The organism is Paracoccus maritimus (genome assembly GCF_025195095.1).
Lineage (GTDB): Bacteria > Pseudomonadota > Alphaproteobacteria > Rhodobacterales > Rhodobacteraceae > Paracoccus > Paracoccus maritimus.
Genome location: NZ_JANAVZ010000001.1, coordinates 454,758 through 476,052 on the forward strand (window position 1 = coordinate 454,758; position 21,295 = coordinate 476,052).

Consider the following 21,295-nt stretch of genomic DNA (forward strand, 5'->3'; position numbering starts at 1 on the left):
GTCGTTCCCAAGCATTTCCTTGTGATCGACCCGGCTCAGCCGGAAAGGACGTTTTGGATGGCCGATAACAAGACCGCCAAGTTGCTAGTCGGAGATGCCGAGTTCGGGCTGCCGATCCTCAGCCCGACTGCCGGGCCGGATGTTCTGGACATTCGCAAGCTGTATGGGCAGGCGGGTGTGTTTACCTATGATCCGGGCTTCACCTCGACAGCCAGCTGCGATTCGACGATCACCTATATCGATGGTGACAAGGGCGAGTTGTGGTATCGCGGGTATCCGATCGAACAGCTGGCCGACAAGTCGCACTATCTGGAAGTCTGTTATCTGCTGCTGTACGGTGAGCTTCCCTCGGCCGAGCAACTGACCGATTTCGAAGGCCGTGTGACCCGCCACACGATGGTGCATGAACAGATGCACAATTTCTTCCGTGGCTTCCGTCGGGATGCGCATCCGATGGCGACCATGGTCGGTGTCGTGGGCGCCATGTCGGCCTTCTATCACGATTCGACGGATATCGGTGATCCGTGGCAGCGCGAGGTTGCCTCGATCCGCCTGATCGCCAAGCTGCCCACCATCGCCGCGATGGCCTATAAGTACTCGATCGGTCAGCCCTTCGTGTATCCCGACAACGAACTGGATTACGCGTCGAATTTTCTGAACATGTGCTTCTCGGTCCCGGCTGAGAAATACAAGGTCGATCCGGCGCTGGCCAAGGCGATGGACCGCATCTTTACCCTGCATGCGGATCACGAACAGAACGCCTCGACCTCGACCGTGCGTCTGGCGGGATCGTCGGGGGCGAACCCGTTCGCCTGCATCGCGGCGGGCATCGCCTGTCTGTGGGGGCCGGCGCATGGCGGCGCCAATCAGGCATGTCTGGAAATGCTGCGTCAGATCGGCAGCGTGGAAAACATCCCCGAATATATCGCCCGCGCCAAGGACAAGGACGATCCCTTCCGCCTGATGGGCTTTGGACACCGTGTCTACAAGAACTTCGACCCGCGGGCGAAGGTGATGAAGGAATCGGCGGACGAGGTTCTGGATCTGCTTGGGATCCATGACAACCCCACGCTGCAGGTCGCCAAGGAGCTGGAAAAGATCGCGCTCGAGGACGAATATTTCGTCTCGAAGAAGCTGTATCCGAATGTCGACTTCTACTCGGGCATCATCCTGGAAGCGATGGGGTTTCCGACCTCGATGTTCACGCCGATCTTCGCGCTGTCCCGCACGGTGGGCTGGATTGCACAGTGGAAAGAGATGATCAGCGATCCGCAGAACAAGATCGGTCGTCCGCGCCAGCTTTATGTCGGGTCGGACAAGCGCGATTATGTGGATGTCAGCGCGCGCTGAACCTGATGTCTCAAATGCTGATGCAAAAGGGGGCCGTATGGCCCCCTTTTGTTTTCGCGCCCTGGGGGGCTTTCGGTCAGTCCTGCGCCGCGATCGCGGCGGCGGCGGCGCGTGCCGCGGCATTGACCGCAACCACCAGCGGCACCTCGAAGTCGGGTTGCAGCCGCAATGCAGAGGCGGACAGGGGGCCGCCGCCCATGATGACGGCTTGGGCATTGTCCTGTTCGACCGCAACCTGAAACACCTTGGCAAGGGCCGCGTCCAGTTTCTCGGGCGACTGCACCAGTTCGTTGGGATCGCCCTCGGTTACGCGGGTCCCGCGGTACTGTGCTTCATAGCCAAGCGAGGCAGCCTTCTGCCGGAATGATTCGATCAGGTCTTCGTTCGGGGTGACGGTGACGATCGAAAAATCGCGACCGTCACGGGCGGCTTCGTGAAAGACTTCTTCGCCGATCCCGAAGACCGGTAGATCAACCGCATTGCGCAACTCTTCTAGGCCGGGATCGCTGAAGGCGGCGACGATGATCGCGCCGATGGCAGGATCCTCGGCAGCCGCCTGACCGATCGCCACGACGCCAGACACCGCGTCGATCATGTCCTGCGGCGTGGTCAGCAGGGCCGGAGCCTGGCTGTTGCTTTTGCCCAGAACAGTGACATCTTCGCCCGCGGCTTCGGCTGCAAGTTCGGTCATCGACTGTGTCGCGGTCTGGTTCGAGTTCGGGTTGATCAGCAGGATCGTGTTGCCCTTGGTCTCGGCAAGGACGGCGCTGCCCATCAAGGCGGTGAACAGTCCAAGCGCGGGCAGCAGGCGTTGGATCGGGCGGAGGGTCGAGAAGGGGAATGAAGGCATGGATGTTCCTCTGTTGGCTGTCGTGTCCGGAATGGCCACTTTTATTGTTAACAATTAATGTTAACAATAAAAGCGTTGGCTGAACAGAACTTTGTCAGACGGCGAAAACCGCAGGATCCGCGTTGTAGTATCTTGTGCAGTCCGAAGTCGGATGGCATGGACCCGGCATGAACAATGATCGTGATCTTGGCTCGGGAAACCGGCTGGCGCTGGTCACCGGCGCATCTCGTGGCCTCGGAGCGGCACTGGCCGAGGCATTGGCTGCGCGCGGCTATCATGTGCTGGCGGTGGCGCGAACCGTCGGCGGGCTTGAAGAGCTGGACGATCGCATCCGGGCCGCGGGCGGGACGGCCACGCTGGCGCCGATGGATGCGTCCGATGCGGCGGCCATGCAGCAACTGGCCGAGGCGGTCGCCGGACGCTGGGGCGGGCTGGACCTGTGGGCGCATACGGCGATCCATGCCGCCCCGCTGTCGCCGGCGCCGCATATCGACGGAAAGGATTGGGCGAAATCGCTGCTGGTGAATGTCGAGATCGTGCGCGGTCTGATCGCGCTGCTTGAGCCGCTTCTGCGGGCGCGCAACGGCACGGCGATGTTCTTTGACGATTCGCGCGCGGGGCAGAAGTTCTTCGGCGCCTATGGCGCGACCAAGGCGGCGCAGATCGCGCTGGCGCGAAGCTGGCAGGCCGAAACGGTCAGGACCGGCCCGCGCGTGCTGATCGCCGAACCTAGACCGATGCCAACTGCCGTTCGGGCACGCTTCTTCCCGGGTGAGGATCGCGCTGCGCTGACGCCCTGCAAGGACGAAGCCGCGCGCATCCTGGCGGCGCTGTAAGGGACCGGGCCCAAGGCCCGGTCATTGCGTCCCGCGATGGCTGGGGGGTTTGCATCCCCCAGACCCCCTGCCGATCCGGTCGTCACAGGGCCAGCGCGGTCAGCCGATCGGCGATGTCGCCCTGAAAAGCCAGTCACGTGTCGCCGCATCGACAAGCGGCGAAATTTCGTCGCGGACCCGTGCGTGATAGGTATCGATCCACGCGGTCTCGTCCCGCGACAGCGCGGTGCGATCAACGGCCCGCATGTCGATGGGACACAGCGTCAGCGTTTCGAAGCCCAGCATGTCGCGCCCCTGCTCGGCCTCGACTATCCTTACCACGATCAGGTTCTCGATCCGGATGCCGAACGCGCCCTCGCGGTAATAGCCGGGTTCGTTCGACAGGATCATACCCGGTTCCAGCGCGATGTTGCTGGCGCGGCTGATCCGGACTGGGCCTTCGTGCACGCACAAGGCCGCGCCGACGCCATGACCGGTGCCGTGGTCGTAATCCAGCCCCTGCTGCCACAGGAACTGACGTGCAAGGGCGTCGATATGGGCGCCCGCCACACCCTTGGGGAACCGGGCGCGGCAGACCGCGACCATGCCGCGCAGCACCGCTGTGTAGGGTGCGATGGTATCCAGTGAAGGCTGGCCCAGAGGCAAGGTGCGGGTTATGTCGGTGGTGCCGTCCGGATACTGGCCACCTGAATCGATCAGCAGCATCTGGCCTGTCTGCAGCCGGCGATCAGAGGCCTTGGTCACCCGGTAATGCACGATGGCACCGTTCGGGCCTGCACCCATGATCGTGTCGAAACTGATATCGATGATCCCCTGTTCGATCCGCAGCGCTTCCAGTTTGCGAACCACGTCGATCTCGGTCAGGGTCGTCGGATCCTGTTCGTCCAGCCATGCCAGAAGGCGCACCATCGCCGCGCCGTCTCGACGATGGGCCGCGCGCATGCCGTCCAGTTCGGCCATGGTCTTGCGGGCTTTGGGCAGGATGGCCGGGTCCGGCGCAAGGGCGATGCCCGTTCCGGCCCGTTCCAGCAGGCGAAATGCAGCCTCGGGTGCGGTCGCGGGGTCGATGCGGACCGGGCCTTCCAGATCCAGAAGCGCCGCGGGCAAGCCTTCGGGGTGCAGGATCGCAACCTCGTCGCCCAGATGCGCCCGCAGGTCGCCATCGAACTTCGCAGGGTCGGCGAACAAGGCGACATGGCCGTCATCCGACAGGACCGCAAAGCCTTGCACGATCGGGTTCTTGGGTACATCGCTGCCCCGGATGTTGAGCAGCCATGAGATCGAGTCGGGAAGCGACAGGAACGCCGCGGCCTGACCGTCGTCGCGCAGGGACTTGGCCAGCCGGGCGCGCTTCTGCGCCGAACTCTCTCCGGCCAGTGCATCGTCATGGGCGCGGGCGGCGCCGACTGGCGGGGCCGGACGATCGGGCCAGATCGCATCGATCGGGTTTGCATCGACGCCGATCAGTCCGACGCCGCTGCCATCAAGCCCCTGTTCCATCGCAAGGATTTCCTTGCGGGTGTGCAGCCATGGATCAAAGCCCACCCGCCCGCCTTCGGGCAATGCCTCGCACAGCCACGCCGAAGGCCGCGTTTCGGGCCAGTTGACGGGCGTGAAATGCGCCGTGTCGATTTGCTGACGGACCTGCACGCGATAACGACCGTCAATGAACACGCCCGCGCGGTCCCGTGTGACGATGGCGAATCCCGCGCTGCCCGTGAACCCGGTCAGCCATGCCAGCCGCGCATCGGCATCGGCGACATATTCGCCCTGATGGGCGTCGGCGCGCGGAACGATGAACGCATCCAGGTCCATGTCGCGCATGCGGTTGCGCAGATCGGCCAGACGGGCGGCGTGGTCGCCCTGTCCTGCCGGATCCTCGAAGGACTGAAAGCTCACAACTCGATCGCCTTCATGATCTCGGGCTCGATCACGTCGACTCCGGGCAGGCCGTCGATCAGCGCCTGCGCCGACTGTTCCAGCAGCGGGAACGTCTTGTAGTGGCACGGGATGACGGTCTTGAAGTCGAAATACTTCCGTGCCGCGAATGCCGCGCGCCGCATGTCCATCGTGAAATGTCCACCGGCGCACAGGATGCCGATATCGGGCTGGTGATATTCGCCCATCCACGCCATGTCGGCCATGATGTCGGTATCGCCGCTGACATAGATCACGCGACCTTCCCCGGCGATCATGTATCCCGATTCGTGTCCCGCATAGATCGGGCCGTCCGCGCCATCGAGGGAACTGGAATGCGAGGCGTTGACCATGGTCACCTTGGCGCCGCCCAGATCGACCGTGCCGCCCTTGTTGAAGCCGACGCCGTCGATCCCCTGATGGTTGCCCCAGCTGTTGATCAGGTCGTAGATCCCGGCGACGGGGATCTTCAGTTCCTTGGCGATGGACAGCGTGTCGCCCGAATGATCGCCGTGGCCATGCGTCAGCAGGATATGCGTCGCGCCGCCGATCGCGTCCTGACGCCTGTCTTCGGGAAAGACGGGATTACCGGACAGCCACGGGTCGATCAGGATCACCGCGTTCTCGATTTCCAGGCGAAAGCCGGAATGTCCAAGCCAGGTCAGTTTCATCGCTGCCTCCTATCGGATGTCGCGGCCAGCCTAGCGGTGCGTCGCGGCGCTGACCAGATGCCGGATCGCGCTCAGGCCGGGGCGGCATCGTCCAGCCGCAGGCGCAGCCTTTCGCGCCCGCCCCAGGTGGACAGCTCCAGCTTTCCGGCCAGATGAAAGCGCCGCCCCTTGGCACCGATCAGCCCGGGGCCAAGCGGGCCGTTCATCGCCCCCCATGCCACCGCCTCGACCGGCGGGCTGCCCGGACTGCGGAAGTTCAGGCGCAGATGGCTGTCGCCCATCGTCGAGGCGCTGTCGATCAGCTGATCGGCGAAGGCAAAGCGCGGGGCGGGGGCCGCCTGACCGAACGGACCCGCATCTTCCAGCCGGCGGAACATCTGCGGTGTCGCGCCCGCGCCTTCCAGAAGCCCCGAGATGCGAAGATCACGGGTGCCGCTGCGATTGGAAAGATCACGGGCCAGCAATTCGGCCAGCCGTGCCATCGCCGGTTCGATCCTCGCCTCCTCGACGGTCAGCCCGGCCGCCATCTCGTGTCCGCCGCCCTTCAGCAGCATGCCTTCCTGCGCCAGCCGCTGGATCGCACGGCCCAGATCAACGCCGGACACGGACCGGGCCGATCCCTTGCCGATCCCGCCCGCGACACCGATCACCACCGAAGGCAGGTCGGTCGCCTCTTTCACCCGTGCCGCGACGATGCCGACAACACCGGGATGCCAGCCCGCCCCGGCGGCCCATGACAGGGCTGTGTCGCCGCGCGCCTCGACCTGCGCCAGCGCCTCTTGCCGCACGGCAGCCTCGATCGCGCGGCGGTCGCGGTTCAGATCGTCCAGCTCGGCCGCCAGCCGGGTGGCTGCGGTGGCGTCATGACACGACAGGCACAGCGCGCCCAGATCGGCGCGCCCGACCCGGCCCCCCGCGTTGATGCGCGGACCCAGAAGAAAGCCCAGGTGAAAGGCGTTCGGGGGACCGTCCAGACGGGCGACATCCGACAATGCCACCAGGCCCGGCCGCTGGCGGCGCGCCATGACCGAAAGGCCGGAACGGACAAAGGCCCGGTTCACCCCGACCAGCGGCGCGACATCCGCCACCGTCGCCAGCGCAACCAGATCCAGCATCGCCATAAGGTCGGGTTCGGGCCGGCCAATCTTGCGCAGAACCCGTCCGGCCTGCACCAGCGTCAGGAACACGACGCCGGCGGCACAAAGATGCCCCAGCGAGCCATCTTCATCGGCGCGGTTGGGATTGACCACGGCCAGCGCGGGCGGCAGCGTTTCGCCGCCCAGATGGTGATCCAGTACGATCACGTCGGCGTCCCCGGCAGCGGCCAGCGCATCGTGACTAAGCGTGCCGCAGTCGACACAGACGATCAGATCATGCGTCTTGGCCAGCGTCGATATCGCCGGCGCGTTGGGCCCATAACCTTCGTCGATGCGATCGGGAACATACAGCGTCGCGTCGCGCCCCTGGACACGAAGCCAGTCCAGTAGCAGCGCGGCCGAACTGCCGCCGTCAACGTCATAATCCGCAAAGATCGCAATTTTCTCGCCTGAAACCGCCGCCTCGACGATGCGCTCGGCCGCAGCGCCCATGTCTCGCAGGCTTAGGGGATCAGGCAGCAGATCGCGCAGCTTCGGCGTCAGGTATCCTTCGGCGGCTTCGGCCTCGACGCCGCGTTCGGCCAGAACCCGCGCCACCGCCAGGGGCAGGGACGCCTTCTGTGCCAGCCCTTCGGCCCGCCGTTCCAGATCGGCCTCCGGGCCGATCCAGCGTCGCCCGCTCAGCGACTGCTCGATTCCCAGAAACGCCACGCCATCCTCTTTCTCAAAAACACCCTGCCGCCATCCCTGCAGGGGAGGGGGCCGCGCCCCCTTACCTGATGGGGTTGCGATAGATCATTCGACGCACCGATCCGGTCTTAGACCGCATCAGGATGGTTTCGGTCTGCAGATAGCCCGGTTCGCGCTTGACGCCCGCCACGATGGACCCGTTGGTCACCCCGGTGGCCGCGAAGATGACATCCGCCGTCACCAGATCGTCGCGGGCGTAGATCCGGTCAAGATCGGTGATGCCGGCCTTCTTGGCGCGGCCCTTTTCATCCTCGTTGCGGAACAGCAGCCGGCCCCACATCTGGCCGCCCATGCATTTCAGCGCGCTGGCCGCCAGCACACCCTCGGGTGCGCCGCCCGAGCCCATATACATGTCGATACCGGTCAGTTCGGCTTCGGCGGTGTGGATCACGCCCGCGACGTCGCCATCGGTGATCAGGCGGATCGCCGCGCCGGTTTCGCGTACCTCGGCGATCATGTCCTCGTGGCGCGGACGCTCGAGAATGCAGACGGTGATGTCTCCGGCCTTGCAGCCGCGCGCCTTGGCCAGTGCCGTGACCCGTTCGGCGGGGCTCATGTCCAGGCTGATGATATCCTTGGGATAGCCCGGTCCGATCGCCAGCTTGTCCATATAGACATCGGGCGCATGCAGCAGCGTGCCGCGCGGCGCCATGGCGATCACGGTCAGCGCGTTCGGCATGTCCTTGGCGGTCAGCGTGGTTCCTTCCAGCGGGTCCAGCGCGATATCGACCTCGGGGCCGTTTCCGTTGCCGACCTCTTCGCCGATATACAGCATCGGGGCTTCGTCACGCTCGCCCTCGCCGATCACCACCACGCCCTTGATGTCCAGCATGTTCAGCTGATCGCGCATGGCGTTCACAGCGGCCTGGTCGGCGGCCTTTTCATCGCCGCGCCCGATCAGCAGGGCCGAAGCATGTGCCGCCGCCTCGCTGACGCGCGCCAGCCCCAGAGACAGCATGCGATCATTGAAATCCTTCGGCGCGGTCATGGCCTTTTCCCTCGTTACCACTGCGTTGACCGGCTTCTACGCGTGCCCCCCACGAGCGGCAAGCCTGACGGCGCTAACGGCTCAGCTTTCCGACAGCTCCAGCGCCAGCGCATGGATCCGCGGCACGATGTCGCCCAAAGCCGCATGAACCATTCTGTGTCGCTGAACGCGACCCGTGCCCGCGAAGTCCGGACTGGCCATGCGCACCCGGAAGTGACTTTGCCCGCCCTCGCGATAGCCGGCGTGACCGCGATGAGATTCGCTTTCGTCGATCACCTCAAGCCGGGTGGGGTGCAGTTCGGCCAGTCGTTGCCGCATCTCGTCCGCGATCATCCGCATATCCTTTCGTCAAGACCTTTCATGTCGCGTGAAATAGCCTAAACTGCCGCCTCCGAGTCGCAAAGGTGCCCCAGCATGAGCAGTAACGACCCGTTCGGTTTCGACATTTCCGCCGCCAAGGACAAGAAGCGGCGCAACAAGGGCCGCCGAGGCATGTCCGGCGCGTTCGAGACATCGACGCGCATCTGTGACCGCGAGGGGTGTAATGAGCCTGGGCAATACCGTGCGCCCAAGAACCCGCGGCATCTGGATGACTATTTCTGGTTCTGCAAGGAACATGTTCGCGAATACAACGCCAACTGGAACTATTTCCAGGGCCAGTCCGAAGAAGAGTTCCAGCAATTCCTGGACAACGCCACGGTGTGGGAACGGCCGGTCAAGCCGTTCAGCCGCGCGGCGCAGGAACAGGCCTGGGCACGGCACGGTGTGGCGGATCCCCACGAAATTCTGGGGGCGAACGGCACTTCGCCCGAGGCCCGCGCCAAGGTTGCCCGGAAACTGCCGCCGACCGAGCGCAAGGCGCTGGAAATCCTCGAGGCCAAGGACGGCTGGACCCGGACCGAGATCCGCAAGCAGTACAAGTCGCTGGTCAAGGACCTGCATCCCGACATGAATGGTGGCGACCGATCGGACGAGGATCGTCTGGCCGAGGTGGTCTGGGCCTGGGATCAGGTCAAGGACAGCCGCTATTTCCGCGACTGACCAGCGGCTTCAGGCGCGGTAAAGGCCGTCGATCTAGCGACCTTTCCTGGCCCTCTGGCCAAGCCGCGGCAGCAGGATCGATCCGAACAGGACCAGCAGGGAAAAAGCCACGACCGGCAGCGGTCCTGTCTGCTGCCAGAAGGTCGCGGTCAGCGCGCCGGGCAGCGACGCGTCGATCTTGCCGGAGGCGCCAAGCGGCAGGCTGTCGCGGATCGTGCCGCGTGCGTCGATGACCGCGCTGACGCCAGTATTGGCGGCGCGGATCAGCGGCAGGCCGGTTTCGATCGCCCGCAGCCGCGCCTGCGCAAGATGCTGGTAGGGTCCGGAAAAGCGTCCGAACCAGCCGTCATTCGTGGCCTGCAGGATCCAGCCGGGTCGGTGGTCCAGTCCGCGCAGATGCTGCGGAAAGATTGCCTCGTAACAGATCAGCGGTTGAAAATCCGGCAGCCCGTCAACCGACATGATGGAAGGTCCTGTGCCGCGCGAATAGCCGTTGCCCTGCTGCGCGGCAAAGGCATTGATGCCGATCCGGGCCATCGCGTCGCCCCACGGGATATATTCGCCGAACGGCACAAGGTGGAACTTGTCATAGCTGGACAGCAGCGATCCATCGGGGGAGAGCAGCGCAAGGCTGTTGAAGAAACGTCCCCGTTCCTGTCTCTGTATTCCCAGCACCAGAGGCGCGCCTGCTGCATTGGACATGATGGGAAGCAGCTCGTCCGCGTCGTTCAGCAGGAAATTCACCGCCGTTTCGGGCCAGATCACCAGATCGCGCCGTCCCTGTTCAGCCGACAGGTCCAGAAGCCGGCGAAAGAAGACCGCCGACCATTCCGGGTCCCATTTCAGGCGCTGCTCGGCGTTGGGTTGGACGATTCGCAGCACGATGTCGCGGTCAGGCGGCAAGGGCTGCGCAAGGCGTGACAGACCTGCTGCCCAGATTGCGCCGGTCGCAAGAATGGCAAGCGCCGCACCGGGCAGAAAGCCGACCGCGCGCTGTCTGCCCGGCCGCCATGCCAGCGCGGGTAGCGACGCAAGGCCAAGCGTTATCAGGCTCAGCCCGACCGCGCCGATCCAGGCCGCGCCCTGCGCAACAGGGGTATCGACCCAGACATGTCCGATACGTGCCCACGGAAACCCCGTGAAGATCCAGCCGCGCAGCCAGTCCGACAGAACCAGCGCCGCCGGGATCGCCGCGGCGCGGGCGCGCCAGCCATGTGTCACGCGCGCCGCCAGCCAGATCGGCACCGCCCAGAACAGCGCGCCGCCAAGCGCCATCAGGAACAACGCGAATGGCGCCATCCAGCCGTAAATCTCGGGCTCGACCAGAAACGGCTCGACGATCCACGACAGGGAAAGGCCGAACCAACCAAGCCCCGCGGCAAGACCATGCCAGAGCAGCGCGTCAGGGCGCGCCCGCGCAAGGCGCCAGATTATCACGGCAAGGGCCGCCAGAGTCGCGCCCCACACGCCGAAGGGCTGCAGGCCCAAGGCGGCTGCAGCCCCAAGGGCAAGATCGGGTATCAGCCGTGTGATCCCCGGTCGGCGGTGGTGCAATCGTGGCGGAAGCGTGCGGTCAGGCATCGCCCGGATCAGATCTCGGCGTCGGCATTGTCCCGAGGCTGACCGGCCGGTTTCTGGTCTTCCGACGGCTCGGCAGTGTCGGCCTTCTTGCGCCGTGTTCGACGGGGCTTGGGTGCAGCTTTTTCGGTACTGGCCACATCAGGCGTCTCGGACGCGCTGACGGCATCAGCCGCTTCGGCGGGCGCAGCATCGGCCTTCTTTCGACGAGTCCGCTTGGGCTTTGGCGCATCCTCGGCTGCGGCGTCAGCCGGGCTGGTCTCCTCGGCCTTAGGCTTGCGGGCACGGCTTTTGCGCGGCTTCGGCGTTTCCTCGGTCGCGGGCTCGTTGATAGCCTCTGAGGTGGCGGCATCTGCCTCGGGCTCGGTCGATTTTTCGGCGGTCGCCTTGCGACGGCTGCGCCGGGGTTTCGGCGGTGCCTTTTCTTCGGGCTCTGCCTGCGGCGCCGGTTTCTCCTGCGCGTCGTCCTGAGCCGAGGTATCTGCGACTTGCGAATCCTGCTGGTCGTCGGCGGCCTTGTCCTGCGCGGACTTGCCCGATCTGCGACCCCGGCTGCGCTTTGGCTTGGCCGGTTTCTCGGACGCGGGCTTGCTGTCTTCCACAGACGCCGCCGCGGCATCTTCGATCGCGTCATTGTCGGTCGAGATCGCGCTGTCGACGGCCGGGCGCAGGTTCACCAGCATGAACTCGGGCACGTGATCGCCCATCCCCATCACGGCGGGACCGCGCGTGTCGTCACCTCGCCCGCGCCCGCCGCCACGGCGACGGTCGTCGCGGCGATCATTTCCACGGCTCTCCTGACGTTCCTGACGCGGTGCCTCGGGCTCGGCGGGTTTGCTGGCGCGCGGGGCGTCGTTCCGCGAGGTCTGCGCGTCCTGTGCGTCCACCTTGCCGTCATCGTCACGCCGGTCACGACGGCGCTTGTCGCGTCCGCCCCGGCCACCACGATCCTCGCGTTCGCGGCGAGGCGCCTGACCGGCGGCTTCGGAGGGCGCAAAACCTTCGGGCACCGTGCCGCGCGGCAGGGTCTGCTTGATCAGGTTCTCGATCCCGGACAGATATTTGTCGTCCGAGGGGGTCGCGATGCTGATCGCCGTGCCTTGGCGACCGGCCCGACCGGTGCGACCGATACGATGTACATAATCCTCGGCGTGGCTGGGCAGGTCGAAGTTGAACACATGGCTGACCGCCGGAATGTCCAGCCCGCGCGCCGCGACATCCGACGCGATCAGCAATTTCAGCGTGCCGTCGCGAAAGCTTTCCAATGTGCGCGTGCGGTGGCTCTGATCCAGATCGCCATGGATCGGGGCGGCGTCGTATCCGTGCTTGGCTAGCGACTTGGCCACAATATCGACGTCGGTCTTGCGGTTGCAGAAGATGATCGCGTTCTTCAGGCCGCCCTTGTCGGTCTCGGGGCCTTCCGCGTCGATCAGTGCGCGCAGCAATTCGCGCTTCTGCTTGGCTGTCTGGTCCTTGCGCGTCGGGCTGATCTCGATCAGGCGCTGCGTGATCGTCTCGCTTGCGGTGGCCTGGCGGGCGACCTCGATCCGCTCGGGGGCGTGCAGGAAGGTGTTGGTGATACGCTCGATCTCGGGCGCCATGGTGGCGCTGAAGAACAGCGTCTGGCGGGTGAACGGGGTCAACTGGAAGATGCGTTCGATATCCGGGATGAAGCCCATGTCCAGCATCCGGTCGGCCTCGTCTACGACCATGATCTGAACGCCGGTCAGCAGCAGCTTGCCCCGTTCGAAATGGTCCAGAAGCCGGCCCGGCGTCGCGATCAGAACGTCCACGCCGCGGTCGATCAGCTTGTCCTGTTCGGCAAAGCTGACGCCGCCGATCAGCAGTGCCTTGGTCAGCTTGGTATGGCTGGCATAGATGTCGAAATTCTCGGCGACCTGGGCTGCCAGTTCGCGGGTGGGACACAGCACAAGAGAACGCGGCATGCGCGCGCGCGCGCGCCCGCGTCCCAGAAGCGTGATCATGGGAAGGGTGAAGCTGGCCGTCTTGCCGGTGCCGGTCTGGGCGATCCCCAGAACGTCGCGCCCTTCCAGCGCCGGGGGAATGGCGCCCGCCTGAATCGGTGTCGGGGTCTCGTATCCCGCCTCGACGATGGCCTTGAGAACCTTGGGATCAAGCTTGAGATCGGAAAATTTGGTCATTCGGGGGCTTTCCAGATTGCCGCGCAATCGCGCGTTGCGTGCCATGCCGCGGGCCCGTATGGCGCTTATGCGGCTGTCATGGGACGCAATTCCGCACGCCCCTTCGGTCGGCCTGCCGGATGCAGGCCACGCACCGCCTAGACCAAACCCGCCGACACGTCAATCTTTCAGGACAAAACCTCAACAAAATGACATGTTTCAGGGAACCGGTCAGGCGATGGCCGGTTCCGACATCACAGGATCGAGTCAGGGACAGAGATGGCGACAGAATTGACCGGCGGGCTTAGCCCGATGCAGGCCTTTGCGGTGGTCGGTGCCGCGGGCGTTGGCGCGCAGTGGCTGGCGTGGCGTTTCAGGCTGCCGGCGATCGTGCTGATGCTGGCCGCCGGGCTTTTCCTGGGGCCGGTGACGGGCATCTTCGTCCCGGCGCGTGACATCGGCGACATCATCCCGCCGATGATCGCGCTGGCAGTCGCCGTGATCCTGTTCGAGGGGGGGCTGACGCTCAGCTTCAAGAAACTGGCCGATGCCCGTCCCGCTGTCCGGCGTCTGGTCTATATCGGGGCGCCGCTTGGCTGGGTGCTGTCGTCGCTGACGCTGGTATTCGTCGCCGGTCTTGGCTGGGAATCGGCCATCGTCTTCGGCGGGATCATGATCGTGACCGGCCCGACGGTGATCGCGCCACTGCTGCGACAGGCCAAGCTGACATCGCGCCCAGCCCAGACATTGCAATGGGAGGGTATCGTCAACGACCCGATCGGCGCGCTGGTTGCTGTTGTCGCGCTGGAGATCGTGCTGGTGCGCAACACCGGCGTCACCTGGGGCGAGGCGCTGGCGCAACTGATGCTTGGCATCGGCTTCGCCGTCGTGATCGGCGTTGTCGCAGGCTATCTTCTGGTGCAGGCATTCCGGCGCGGCTGGGTGCCTGAATACATGAAGGTGCCGCTTCTGTTCGTCGCGGTGCTGGGCGTGTTTGCGGGGTCGGACAGCCTGCTGCACGAAAGCGGACTGCTGGCCGTGACTGTGATGGGGCTGGTGATCGCGAACGCCGATCTGCCCAGCTATCACGAACTGCACCGGTTCAAGGAACATGCCACCATCCTGCTGGTGTCGGGCGTCTTCATCCTGCTGGCTGCAGGGATCGAATTCGACACGCTGGCGCAACTGGACTGGCTGCGTGCGGGACTGTTCGTCGCGGCGGTTGTCTTGGTCGCCCGGCCGCTGACGATCATGACATCGCTGATCGGGTCAAACCTGCCCATGAAGGAACGCTGGCTGATCGCGCTGACCGGCCCGCGCGGGGTGGTCCTGGTGGCCGTGTCAGGGATCTTTGCCGAACGGCTGGTGGCCGAGGGGATCGACGACGGGGCGTTGATCGCACCGTTGGCCTTCGTGCTGGTGCTGGTCACGGTCGTGCTGCACGGCTTCACGCTGGCGCCTATCGCGCGGCGGCTGGGGCTGACATCGGGCGAAAAGCCGGGCCTGCTGGTCGTGGGCGGATCGGTTTTTGCCACAAGCCTTGCGAAGGCGCTTGAGAAAGCCGACGTGAACGTGCTGATCACCGACACCAACCGGGACCATCTGCGCACCGCGCGCGCCGCCGGCATCCAGACTTTCTATGGCGACATCCTTGGCGAGGCGGCCGAACACAATGTGGAATTCATCGCCTATGGTGCGATCCTTGCCGCATCCGACAACGATGCCTATAACACGCTGGTCGCCACCGATCTTGCGCCTGAATTCGGGCGCGAAAATATCTGGCAGCTTGCCCGACACAAAGAGGATCGCGCCCGCCACGCCTTGCCGACGCAGCTTGGCGGACAGACCATCGACGGAAACCGGACGCTGGCGCAGTATCTGGATCTTCTGGCCGAGGGCTGGATCTTCCGCACCACGCGGCTGACCGAGGAATACCGGCTGGACGACTGGCGCGAAGCACGGGAAGGGGCGATTCCGTTGGCCGTCGTCCAAGGCGGCCAGATGTGGTTCGTCGGCAGCGACGAGGATCTGGTCGACAAGCCCGATATTCGCATCGTCTCGATGCTGCCGCCCGAGATCGCGGAAAGGATCGAACGCGAGAACGAGGCGCAGGCAAAGCCACAGCAGAAGGCGAAACAAGTGGCTCGCGCCGAGGCCGAGGCCGTCAAGCGCGGCAAGGGCAATGGCAGCGTCGAGGGCGGCGCCGCCACGGAACAGGCCGAGGAACTGCAAGAGGAACTGAAGGACGACCCCGAACTGATCGAGACCGAGGGCGACGCAAGCGACGGCAAGACGCCACGCGAAGATGCGCCACAGCGCGATCCCGACGCAGGCTTGACCGACGAGGAAGCCGAGGCGCCGTCAGACGAGAAGAAGAACCAGAAGCCCTGACGGGCGCGTGCCGGATGCAGGATCGCAAGCGTCGCTGTTGACCTTCACCGGTTGCAGGCGTTAACCCGCGCAGGTCAGTCAGGAAGCCGAATATGAACCTTTTCACCGATCTTCGCGGCGTCGTCGTGGATGCGCTGGACCAGATGACGCAGGCGAACGAGCTGCCTGCCGGTCTCGATTACGCCAATGTCACGGTCGAGCCGCCGCGCGATCCAGCGCATGGCGACATGGCCACCAATGCTGCCATGGTGCTGGCCAAGCCCGCCGGAATGAAGCCGCGTGACATCGCCGATCGGCTGGCAGCGCGGCTGACGGATCCCCGGATCGAAAAGGCCGAAGTCGCAGGTCCGGGATTCCTGAACCTGAGGCTGTCGCCGTCGGTCTGGCGGGGTGTCGTCCGGACCGCGCTTGGCTCGGGCGGCGATTTCGGCCGTTCGGCGATCGGCAGCGATCAGAAGGTCAATGTCGAATTCGTCAGCGCCAATCCGACCGGCCCGATGCATGTGGGCCATGTACGCGGCGCGGTTTTCGGCGACGCGCTTGCGAATCTTCTGGCGTTTTCGGGCCACGAGGTCACGCGCGAATACTATATCAACGACGGCGGCGCGCAGGTCGATGTGCTGGCGCGGTCGGCCTATGAACGTTATCGCGAGGCCAACGGGCTGGAACCCGAAATCCGCGAGGGACTGTATCCCGGCGACTATCTGATCCCGGTGGGCGAGGCGCTGAAGGCCAAATATGGCGACAGCCTGCTGGATCGTCCCGAAGAAGACTGGCTTGAGGATGTCCGCGAGTTCGCGACCCAGGCGATGATGGAAATGATCCGGCAGGATCTGGCATCGCTTGGCGTCCGCATGGATGTGTATTCCAGCGAAAAGGCGCTGTACGGCACTGGCAAGATCGAAGCCGCGATCGAACGGCTGAACAGCCTGGGCCTGATCTATCGCGGCGTGCTGGAACCGCCCAAGGGCAAGTTGCCCGAGGATTGGGAGGCGCGCGAACAGATGCTGTTCAGATCCACTGCGCATGGCGACGACGTGGATCGCCCGATCCAGAAATCGGACGGTGCATGGACCTATTTCGCGCCCGACATCGCCTATCACTGGGACAAGATCGACCGCGGATTCGACCAGTTGATCGACGTGTTCGGCGCCGATCACGGTGGCTATGTCAAGCGGATGAATGCGGCGGTGAAGGCGCTGTCGAACGGGCGCGTGCCATTGGACGTCAAACTGATCCAGCTGGTCAAGCTGTTCAAGAATGGCGAGCCGTTCAAGATGTCGAAGCGCGCGGGCACCTTTGTCACGCTGCGCGACGTGGTCGAAGAGGCGGGCGCCGACGTGACCCGCTTCATCATGCTGACGCGCAAGAACGACGCGGCACTGGATTTCGACTTTGCCAAGGTGCTGGAACAGTCCAAGGACAATCCGGTCTGGTATGTGCAATATGCCAGCGCGCGCGTCCATTCGGTCCTGCGCCGCGCGACCGAGGCGGGAATCGATGTCTCGGACGCGGCGCTTCAGGCGGCGGATCTGACCAGCCTTTCCCATCAGGCCGAGCTTGACTTGGCCCGGAAAGTTGCCGAATGGCCACGCCTTGTCGAACATGCCGCCCGCGCCCACGAGCCGCACCGGGTCGCATTTTTCCTGTATGACATCGCCTCGGACCTGCATTCGCTGTGGAACCGGGGCAATGACGACGCCTCGCTGCGCTTCCTGCAGGATGGCGATTCCGCAACCTCTCAGGCAAAAATCGCGCTTGTCCGGGCGGTTGGCGTTGTCATTTCATCCGGTCTCGCTATCCTTGGCGTGACTCCGGTCGAGGAAATGCGCTGATTCATAAAGTGCCCCGCCGGACGAAAACGAGCAATCAACGGTAAAACCGGGTCAACCGGCAGGCAGGCAGGCTATGGCAGTGATGGATTTCCGCGAAGGCGGCTATGTGTTCTCGCGTCACAAGGTGCGGCGCGAGTTCTCTTACGATCAGGGCGGCTGGGACGATCAGGGCCAGCCGCAGGATGACCGTCGGTTCGCGGCCGATCCCGATGGCGCCGATGGCTTTTCGGCCAGAATCGCGCGGCTGACGCATTATCTTGGCGCGCTGGCGTCGGTCGGGCTGATGGTCGGGCTGATGGCATGGGGCTGGCAACTTGTCTCGCGCGACGTGTCGGGCGTGCCGGTCATCAAGGCGATTCAGGGCGAGGCGCGCACCACGCCTGATGATCCGGGCGGCGAACTGACCAGCTATACCGGCTATGCCGTCAACGGCGTGGCCGAAGGGGTAGAGCCGCAGCCAGCCGATCAGGTGGCGATCGCGCCCTCGGCAACCGATCTGACCGAAGAAGACGTGGCGATGGGTGAACTGGGCGCAACAGCGCGCGAGCCCGTGAACCCGTCCGAGACTCCGCTGAATTTCGACGGAGAGCCGATCACGCCGATGTCGGACAGCGAGGCCCGTGCCCTTGCCGAGGCCGAAGCCGCCGCCGAGGCCTCGCGACTGGCGCTGCTGAACAGCAGCGTCGAGAATGCCGCGATTATCGACGCGCCCGCATCCGAGGGGCCGGTGAACGAGGTCGTGACCGACGAGAACGGTGCCCCGGCGCAGACGGACGCGATCACCGCCGCGCTGCTTGAGGCCCAGGCTACCGCGAATCCCGGTGTTCTGACCCAGTCCAACCGACCCGCGCCGCGCCCGCGATCGACCCGCGTGGCCTCCGCATCGACGACGGCCAGCGACGCGCGCCCGGCACCCGCTGCGGAAACCCGTCCGGCCGAGGCATCTGCACCCGCACCGGCACCCGCGGCGTCCTCTGCCAGCGGTCCGCTGGTTCAGATCGGCGCGTTCGACAGCAACGCGATCGCTTCGGGCGAATGGAACCGCCTGACCGGCAAGTTCGGCTCGCTGTTCTCGGGCAAGGGTCAGGTGATCCAGCAGCATAACTCGAATGGCCGCACCTTCTGGCGTCTGCGCGTCGCGGGATTCGGAAATATCAGCGAAGCGCGGCAGTTCTGCGCGGCGTTGAAATCCGGCGGCACGGACTGCCTCGCGCTGTCGCAGTAATGGCCTGCAACGCGACGATCCTTGGCGGGATCGCAGGCACCGAACTGACAGCGGCCGAGCGGGATTTCTTCCGGTCGGCCGATCCATGGGGGTTCATCCTGTTCGGGCGCAATGTCGATACCCCCGACCAGCTGCGCCGTCTGACGGGCGATCTGCGCGACGCGGTGGGCCGCGATGCGGTCATCACGATCGATCAGGAAGGCGGCAGGGTTCAACGTTTGCGCGCGCCGCACTGGGCCGAATGGCCCGCGCCGCTGGATCAGGCCGGGGCAGGCGCACGCGCGATGTGGCTGCGTTACTATCTGATCGGGCGGGAACTGCGCGATGCGGGCATCGATTCCGATTGCGCCCCCACCCTGGACTTGGCGCAGCCCGACACCCACCCGTTCCTGCGCAACCGCTGTTTCGGCACCGATCCGCATACGGTTGCGACTCTGGGTCGGGCTGCGGCTGAAGGGCTGCTGGCGGCGGGCGTGCTGCCGGTGATGAAACACATGCCGGGCCATGGGCGGGCTATCGCCGACAGCCATCATGACCTGCCCACCGTGACGGTCACCCCGGATGTGCTGGAGAATATGGATTTCCTGCCGTTCCGGGCGCTGAACGATCTGCCGATGGGGATGACCGCGCATATCCGATTTACCGCGCTGGACGATGCGCCTGCCACGGCTTCGGCGCGGATGATCGCGCTGATCCGCGACCGGATCGGCTTTGACGGGCTGTTGATGACCGACGACATCACCATGAACGCCCTGTCGGGAACCGAGGCGGAACGCGCTGCTGCCTCAATCGCGGCGGGTTGCGATATTGTGCTGCACTGCAACGGTACGATTCCAAGCATGGAACCGGTTGTCGCGGCCGCCGGCACACTAAGCGTTGACGCGCGGCGTCGCGCCGCCGCGGCGCTGGAACAGCGGCGGTCGCCGAAGGACCATGACCGCCTTGCCCTGCTGGACGAATGGCGTGTGCTGGTCGCCTGAGACGCAGCCCGGCTTGACTTGCCCTTGCCGAAGGCGGACGCTGACAGCCTGACCCGAAGCGGAGCTGTTGTGGCCAAAGATCCGACAGATGTTCCCTATCTGCGTGCCGTTCCGGACGCGCCGCCGCCCGCTGCGTCGGATTTCGACGCGGATTCGGTGGCCGCGCGGCGCGCGGAAGAGGCGCTGATTGTCGATGTCGATGGTTACGAAGGTCCGCTGGACCTGCTGCTGACGCTGGCGCGCAGCCAGAAGGTCGATCTGATGAAGATCTCGGTCCTGCATCTGGCCGAGCAGTATCTTGTCTTCGTCGAACAGGCCCGCAAGCTGCGGATCGAACTTGCCGCCGACTATCTGGTCATGGCCGCTTGGCTGGCGTTCCTGAAGTCGCGTCTGTTACTGCCGCCCGACCCCGAGGCCGAGGGACCATCGGCCGAGGACATGGCCGCGCATCTGGCGTTTCAGCTGGAACGGCTGGATGCGATGCGTCAGGCAGCGGCCCGGCTGATGGGCCGGGACAGGCTGGGCATCAGCCGTTTTCAGCGCGGCGCCCCCGAATCCGTCGCCCGCAAGCGCCGCACCGAATGGCAGGCCGGGCTGATCGACCTGATGCGGGCCTATGCGCGGCTGAAGACCAAGGACGAATTCCGCCCCTATGCATTCGACCGGCATGACGTGTTCAGCATGGAGCAGGCCCTGGATCGGATGCGCCGGATGATCGGCTTTGCGGGCGAATGGACCGACCTGTCGGATTTTCTGCCCGATGGATGGGAGGCGGACGGCAAGCGTCGTCGTTCCGCCACCGCCGCGACCTTCGCCGCCTCGCTGGAGCTTGCGCGGCAGGGTCGGTTGGAGATACGCCAATCCGACACATTCGCGCCGATCAGCTTCCGCCGCAAACCCACAGCCGACAACTGACGTGACCGATCTGACCCAAAACGACATGCCCGACCGGACAGATGACGACGACGCATCGTCGTCGGCGCCGGATTTTCCGCCCCCGCCGATGGACCAGCAGGAACGGATGGTCGAGGCGATCCTGTTCGCCTCGGCACAGCCGGTTTCGGTGCGCGATCTGTCGGCGCGACTGCCTGCGGGTTGCGATCCGGCCGAGGCGCTGGCGGCATTGCGCCGCCGCTACGCGGATCGCGGTGTCACGGTCGAGAGATTGGGCGACGGCTATGCGTTCCGCACCGCCCCGGACCTGTCGTTCCTGATGCAGACCGAAACGATCGAACAGCGCCGCCTGTCGCGCGCTGCGGTCGAGACATTGGCCATCATCGCCTATCATCAGCCGGTCACGCGGGCCGAGATCGAGGAGATTCGCGGAGTGGCGGTCAGCCGTGGCACGCTGGACCAGTTGATCGAGATGGAGTGGGTCCGGATGGGCCGGCGCCGGATGACCCCGGGCCGTCCCGCGACATTCGTCGTCACCGAGGTGTTCCTGGATCACTTTGGCCTCGAATCGGCACGCGACCTGCCGGGGCTTTCCGAACTGCGCGCCGCCGGGTTGCTGGAATCGCGGCCGCCCGCCGAGGGAATGGCCGTTCCTGTCGTCCCGGACGACGAAGATCAGGAGGGTGACGCGGAAGGGCCCGCCGAGGATCTTTTCGAGGACGAATAGCCACGGCCCTCCCGATCCGTATCT

Annotated in this window: 16 protein-coding genes and 1 pseudogene; 9 read left to right on the plus strand and 8 right to left on the minus strand. The window is 65.1% G+C overall.

Annotated elements, in window-relative coordinates:
* Positions 1-57 precede the first annotated feature (57 nt).
* Positions 58-1,350, plus strand: a complete 1,293-nt coding sequence (gene gltA / locus MU516_RS02150; RefSeq protein ID WP_260275547.1) for a citrate synthase — start codon at positions 58-60, stop codon at positions 1,348-1,350.
* A 76-nt stretch (positions 1,351-1,426) separates the two neighbouring features.
* Here the strand turns inward: gltA and MU516_RS02155 are convergent, their stop codons facing one another.
* Positions 1,427-2,200: an aspartate/glutamate racemase family protein gene (locus MU516_RS02155; RefSeq protein ID WP_260275548.1), complete on the minus strand. Its 774-nt coding sequence runs from the start codon at positions 2,198-2,200 to the stop codon at positions 1,427-1,429.
* Positions 2,201-2,367: 167 nt separating this feature from the next.
* Here MU516_RS02155 and MU516_RS02160 point away from each other — a divergent pair, with 167 nt between their 5' ends.
* A complete protein-coding gene (locus tag MU516_RS02160; protein WP_260275549.1) occupies positions 2,368-3,036 on the plus strand; it encodes an SDR family NAD(P)-dependent oxidoreductase in 669 nt (222 codons plus the stop codon).
* 99 nt (positions 3,037-3,135) lie between these two features.
* On the opposite strand, the gene MU516_RS02165 is transcribed toward MU516_RS02160, so the two are convergent.
* The 5 genes from MU516_RS02165 to MU516_RS02185 form a co-directional block, all read right to left on the minus strand.
* The gene (locus MU516_RS02165; RefSeq protein ID WP_260275550.1) at positions 3,136-4,935 is read right to left on the minus strand and encodes an aminopeptidase P family protein; all 1,800 of its coding nucleotides are present in this window, start codon (positions 4,933-4,935) and stop codon (positions 3,136-3,138) included.
* Positions 4,932-5,624: a metal-dependent hydrolase gene (locus tag MU516_RS02170; RefSeq protein WP_260275551.1), complete on the minus strand. Its 693-nt coding sequence runs from the start codon at positions 5,622-5,624 to the stop codon at positions 4,932-4,934. The genes MU516_RS02165 and MU516_RS02170 overlap by 4 nt, the downstream gene beginning before the upstream one ends.
* 71 nt (positions 5,625-5,695) lie before the next feature.
* Positions 5,696-7,432: a single-stranded-DNA-specific exonuclease RecJ gene (recJ, locus tag MU516_RS02175; protein ID WP_260275552.1), complete on the minus strand. Its 1,737-nt coding sequence runs from the start codon at positions 7,430-7,432 to the stop codon at positions 5,696-5,698.
* Positions 7,433-7,493: 61 nt separating this feature from the next.
* Positions 7,494-8,459, minus strand: coding sequence for a class II fructose-bisphosphatase (gene glpX / locus MU516_RS02180; RefSeq protein WP_260275553.1), 966 nt, complete (start codon positions 8,457-8,459; stop codon positions 7,494-7,496).
* Between the two features lie 81 nt (positions 8,460-8,540).
* Positions 8,541-8,792 (minus strand): BolA family protein, encoded by a 252-nt coding sequence (locus MU516_RS02185; protein WP_209054566.1) that lies wholly within the window; start codon positions 8,790-8,792, stop codon positions 8,541-8,543.
* An 81-nt stretch (positions 8,793-8,873) separates the two neighbouring features.
* Between MU516_RS02185 and MU516_RS02190 the strand changes: the two genes are divergently transcribed.
* Entirely contained in the window at positions 8,874-9,500 is a 627-nt protein-coding gene (locus MU516_RS02190; RefSeq protein WP_260275554.1) for a J domain-containing protein, read from the plus strand.
* Positions 9,501-9,533: 33 nt separating this feature from the next.
* Here MU516_RS02190 and lnt read toward each other — a convergent pair whose 3' ends face one another.
* Together lnt and MU516_RS02200 are read right to left on the minus strand one after the other, a co-directional pair.
* Complete coding sequence (lnt, locus tag MU516_RS02195) at positions 9,534-11,081, minus strand: apolipoprotein N-acyltransferase (protein WP_260275555.1); 1,548 nt, start codon at positions 11,079-11,081, stop codon at positions 9,534-9,536.
* Between the two features lie 611 nt (positions 11,082-11,692).
* Positions 11,693-13,240, minus strand: a pseudogene (locus MU516_RS02200) (DEAD/DEAH box helicase); the annotation flags it as partial.
* 258 nt (positions 13,241-13,498) lie between these two features.
* On the opposite strand from MU516_RS02200, the gene MU516_RS02205 reads away from it, so the two are divergent.
* From MU516_RS02205 to scpB, 6 genes are all read left to right on the plus strand, one after another.
* Positions 13,499-15,610, plus strand: a complete 2,112-nt coding sequence (locus MU516_RS02205) for a cation:proton antiporter (RefSeq protein ID WP_260275556.1) — start codon at positions 13,499-13,501, stop codon at positions 15,608-15,610.
* Between the two features lie 92 nt (positions 15,611-15,702).
* Entirely contained in the window at positions 15,703-17,445 is a 1,743-nt protein-coding gene (gene argS, locus MU516_RS02210) for an arginine--tRNA ligase (protein WP_260275557.1), read from the plus strand.
* A 73-nt stretch (positions 17,446-17,518) separates the two neighbouring features.
* Positions 17,519-18,670 (plus strand): SPOR domain-containing protein, encoded by a 1,152-nt coding sequence (locus tag MU516_RS02215; protein ID WP_260275558.1) that lies wholly within the window; start codon positions 17,519-17,521, stop codon positions 18,668-18,670.
* Complete coding sequence (locus tag MU516_RS02220) at positions 18,670-19,650, plus strand: glycoside hydrolase family 3 N-terminal domain-containing protein (protein WP_260275559.1); 981 nt, start codon at positions 18,670-18,672, stop codon at positions 19,648-19,650. Before MU516_RS02215 ends, MU516_RS02220 begins: the two co-directional genes overlap by 1 nt.
* A gap of 99 nt (positions 19,651-19,749) precedes the next feature.
* Complete coding sequence (locus tag MU516_RS02225; RefSeq protein ID WP_260275741.1) at positions 19,750-20,565, plus strand: segregation and condensation protein A; 816 nt, start codon at positions 19,750-19,752, stop codon at positions 20,563-20,565.
* A gap of 25 nt (positions 20,566-20,590) precedes the next feature.
* On the plus strand, positions 20,591-21,271 hold the full coding sequence (gene scpB, locus MU516_RS02230) for an SMC-Scp complex subunit ScpB (protein ID WP_260275742.1): 681 nt from the start codon (positions 20,591-20,593) through the stop codon (positions 21,269-21,271).
* The last annotated feature ends 24 nt before the right edge of the window (positions 21,272-21,295 follow it).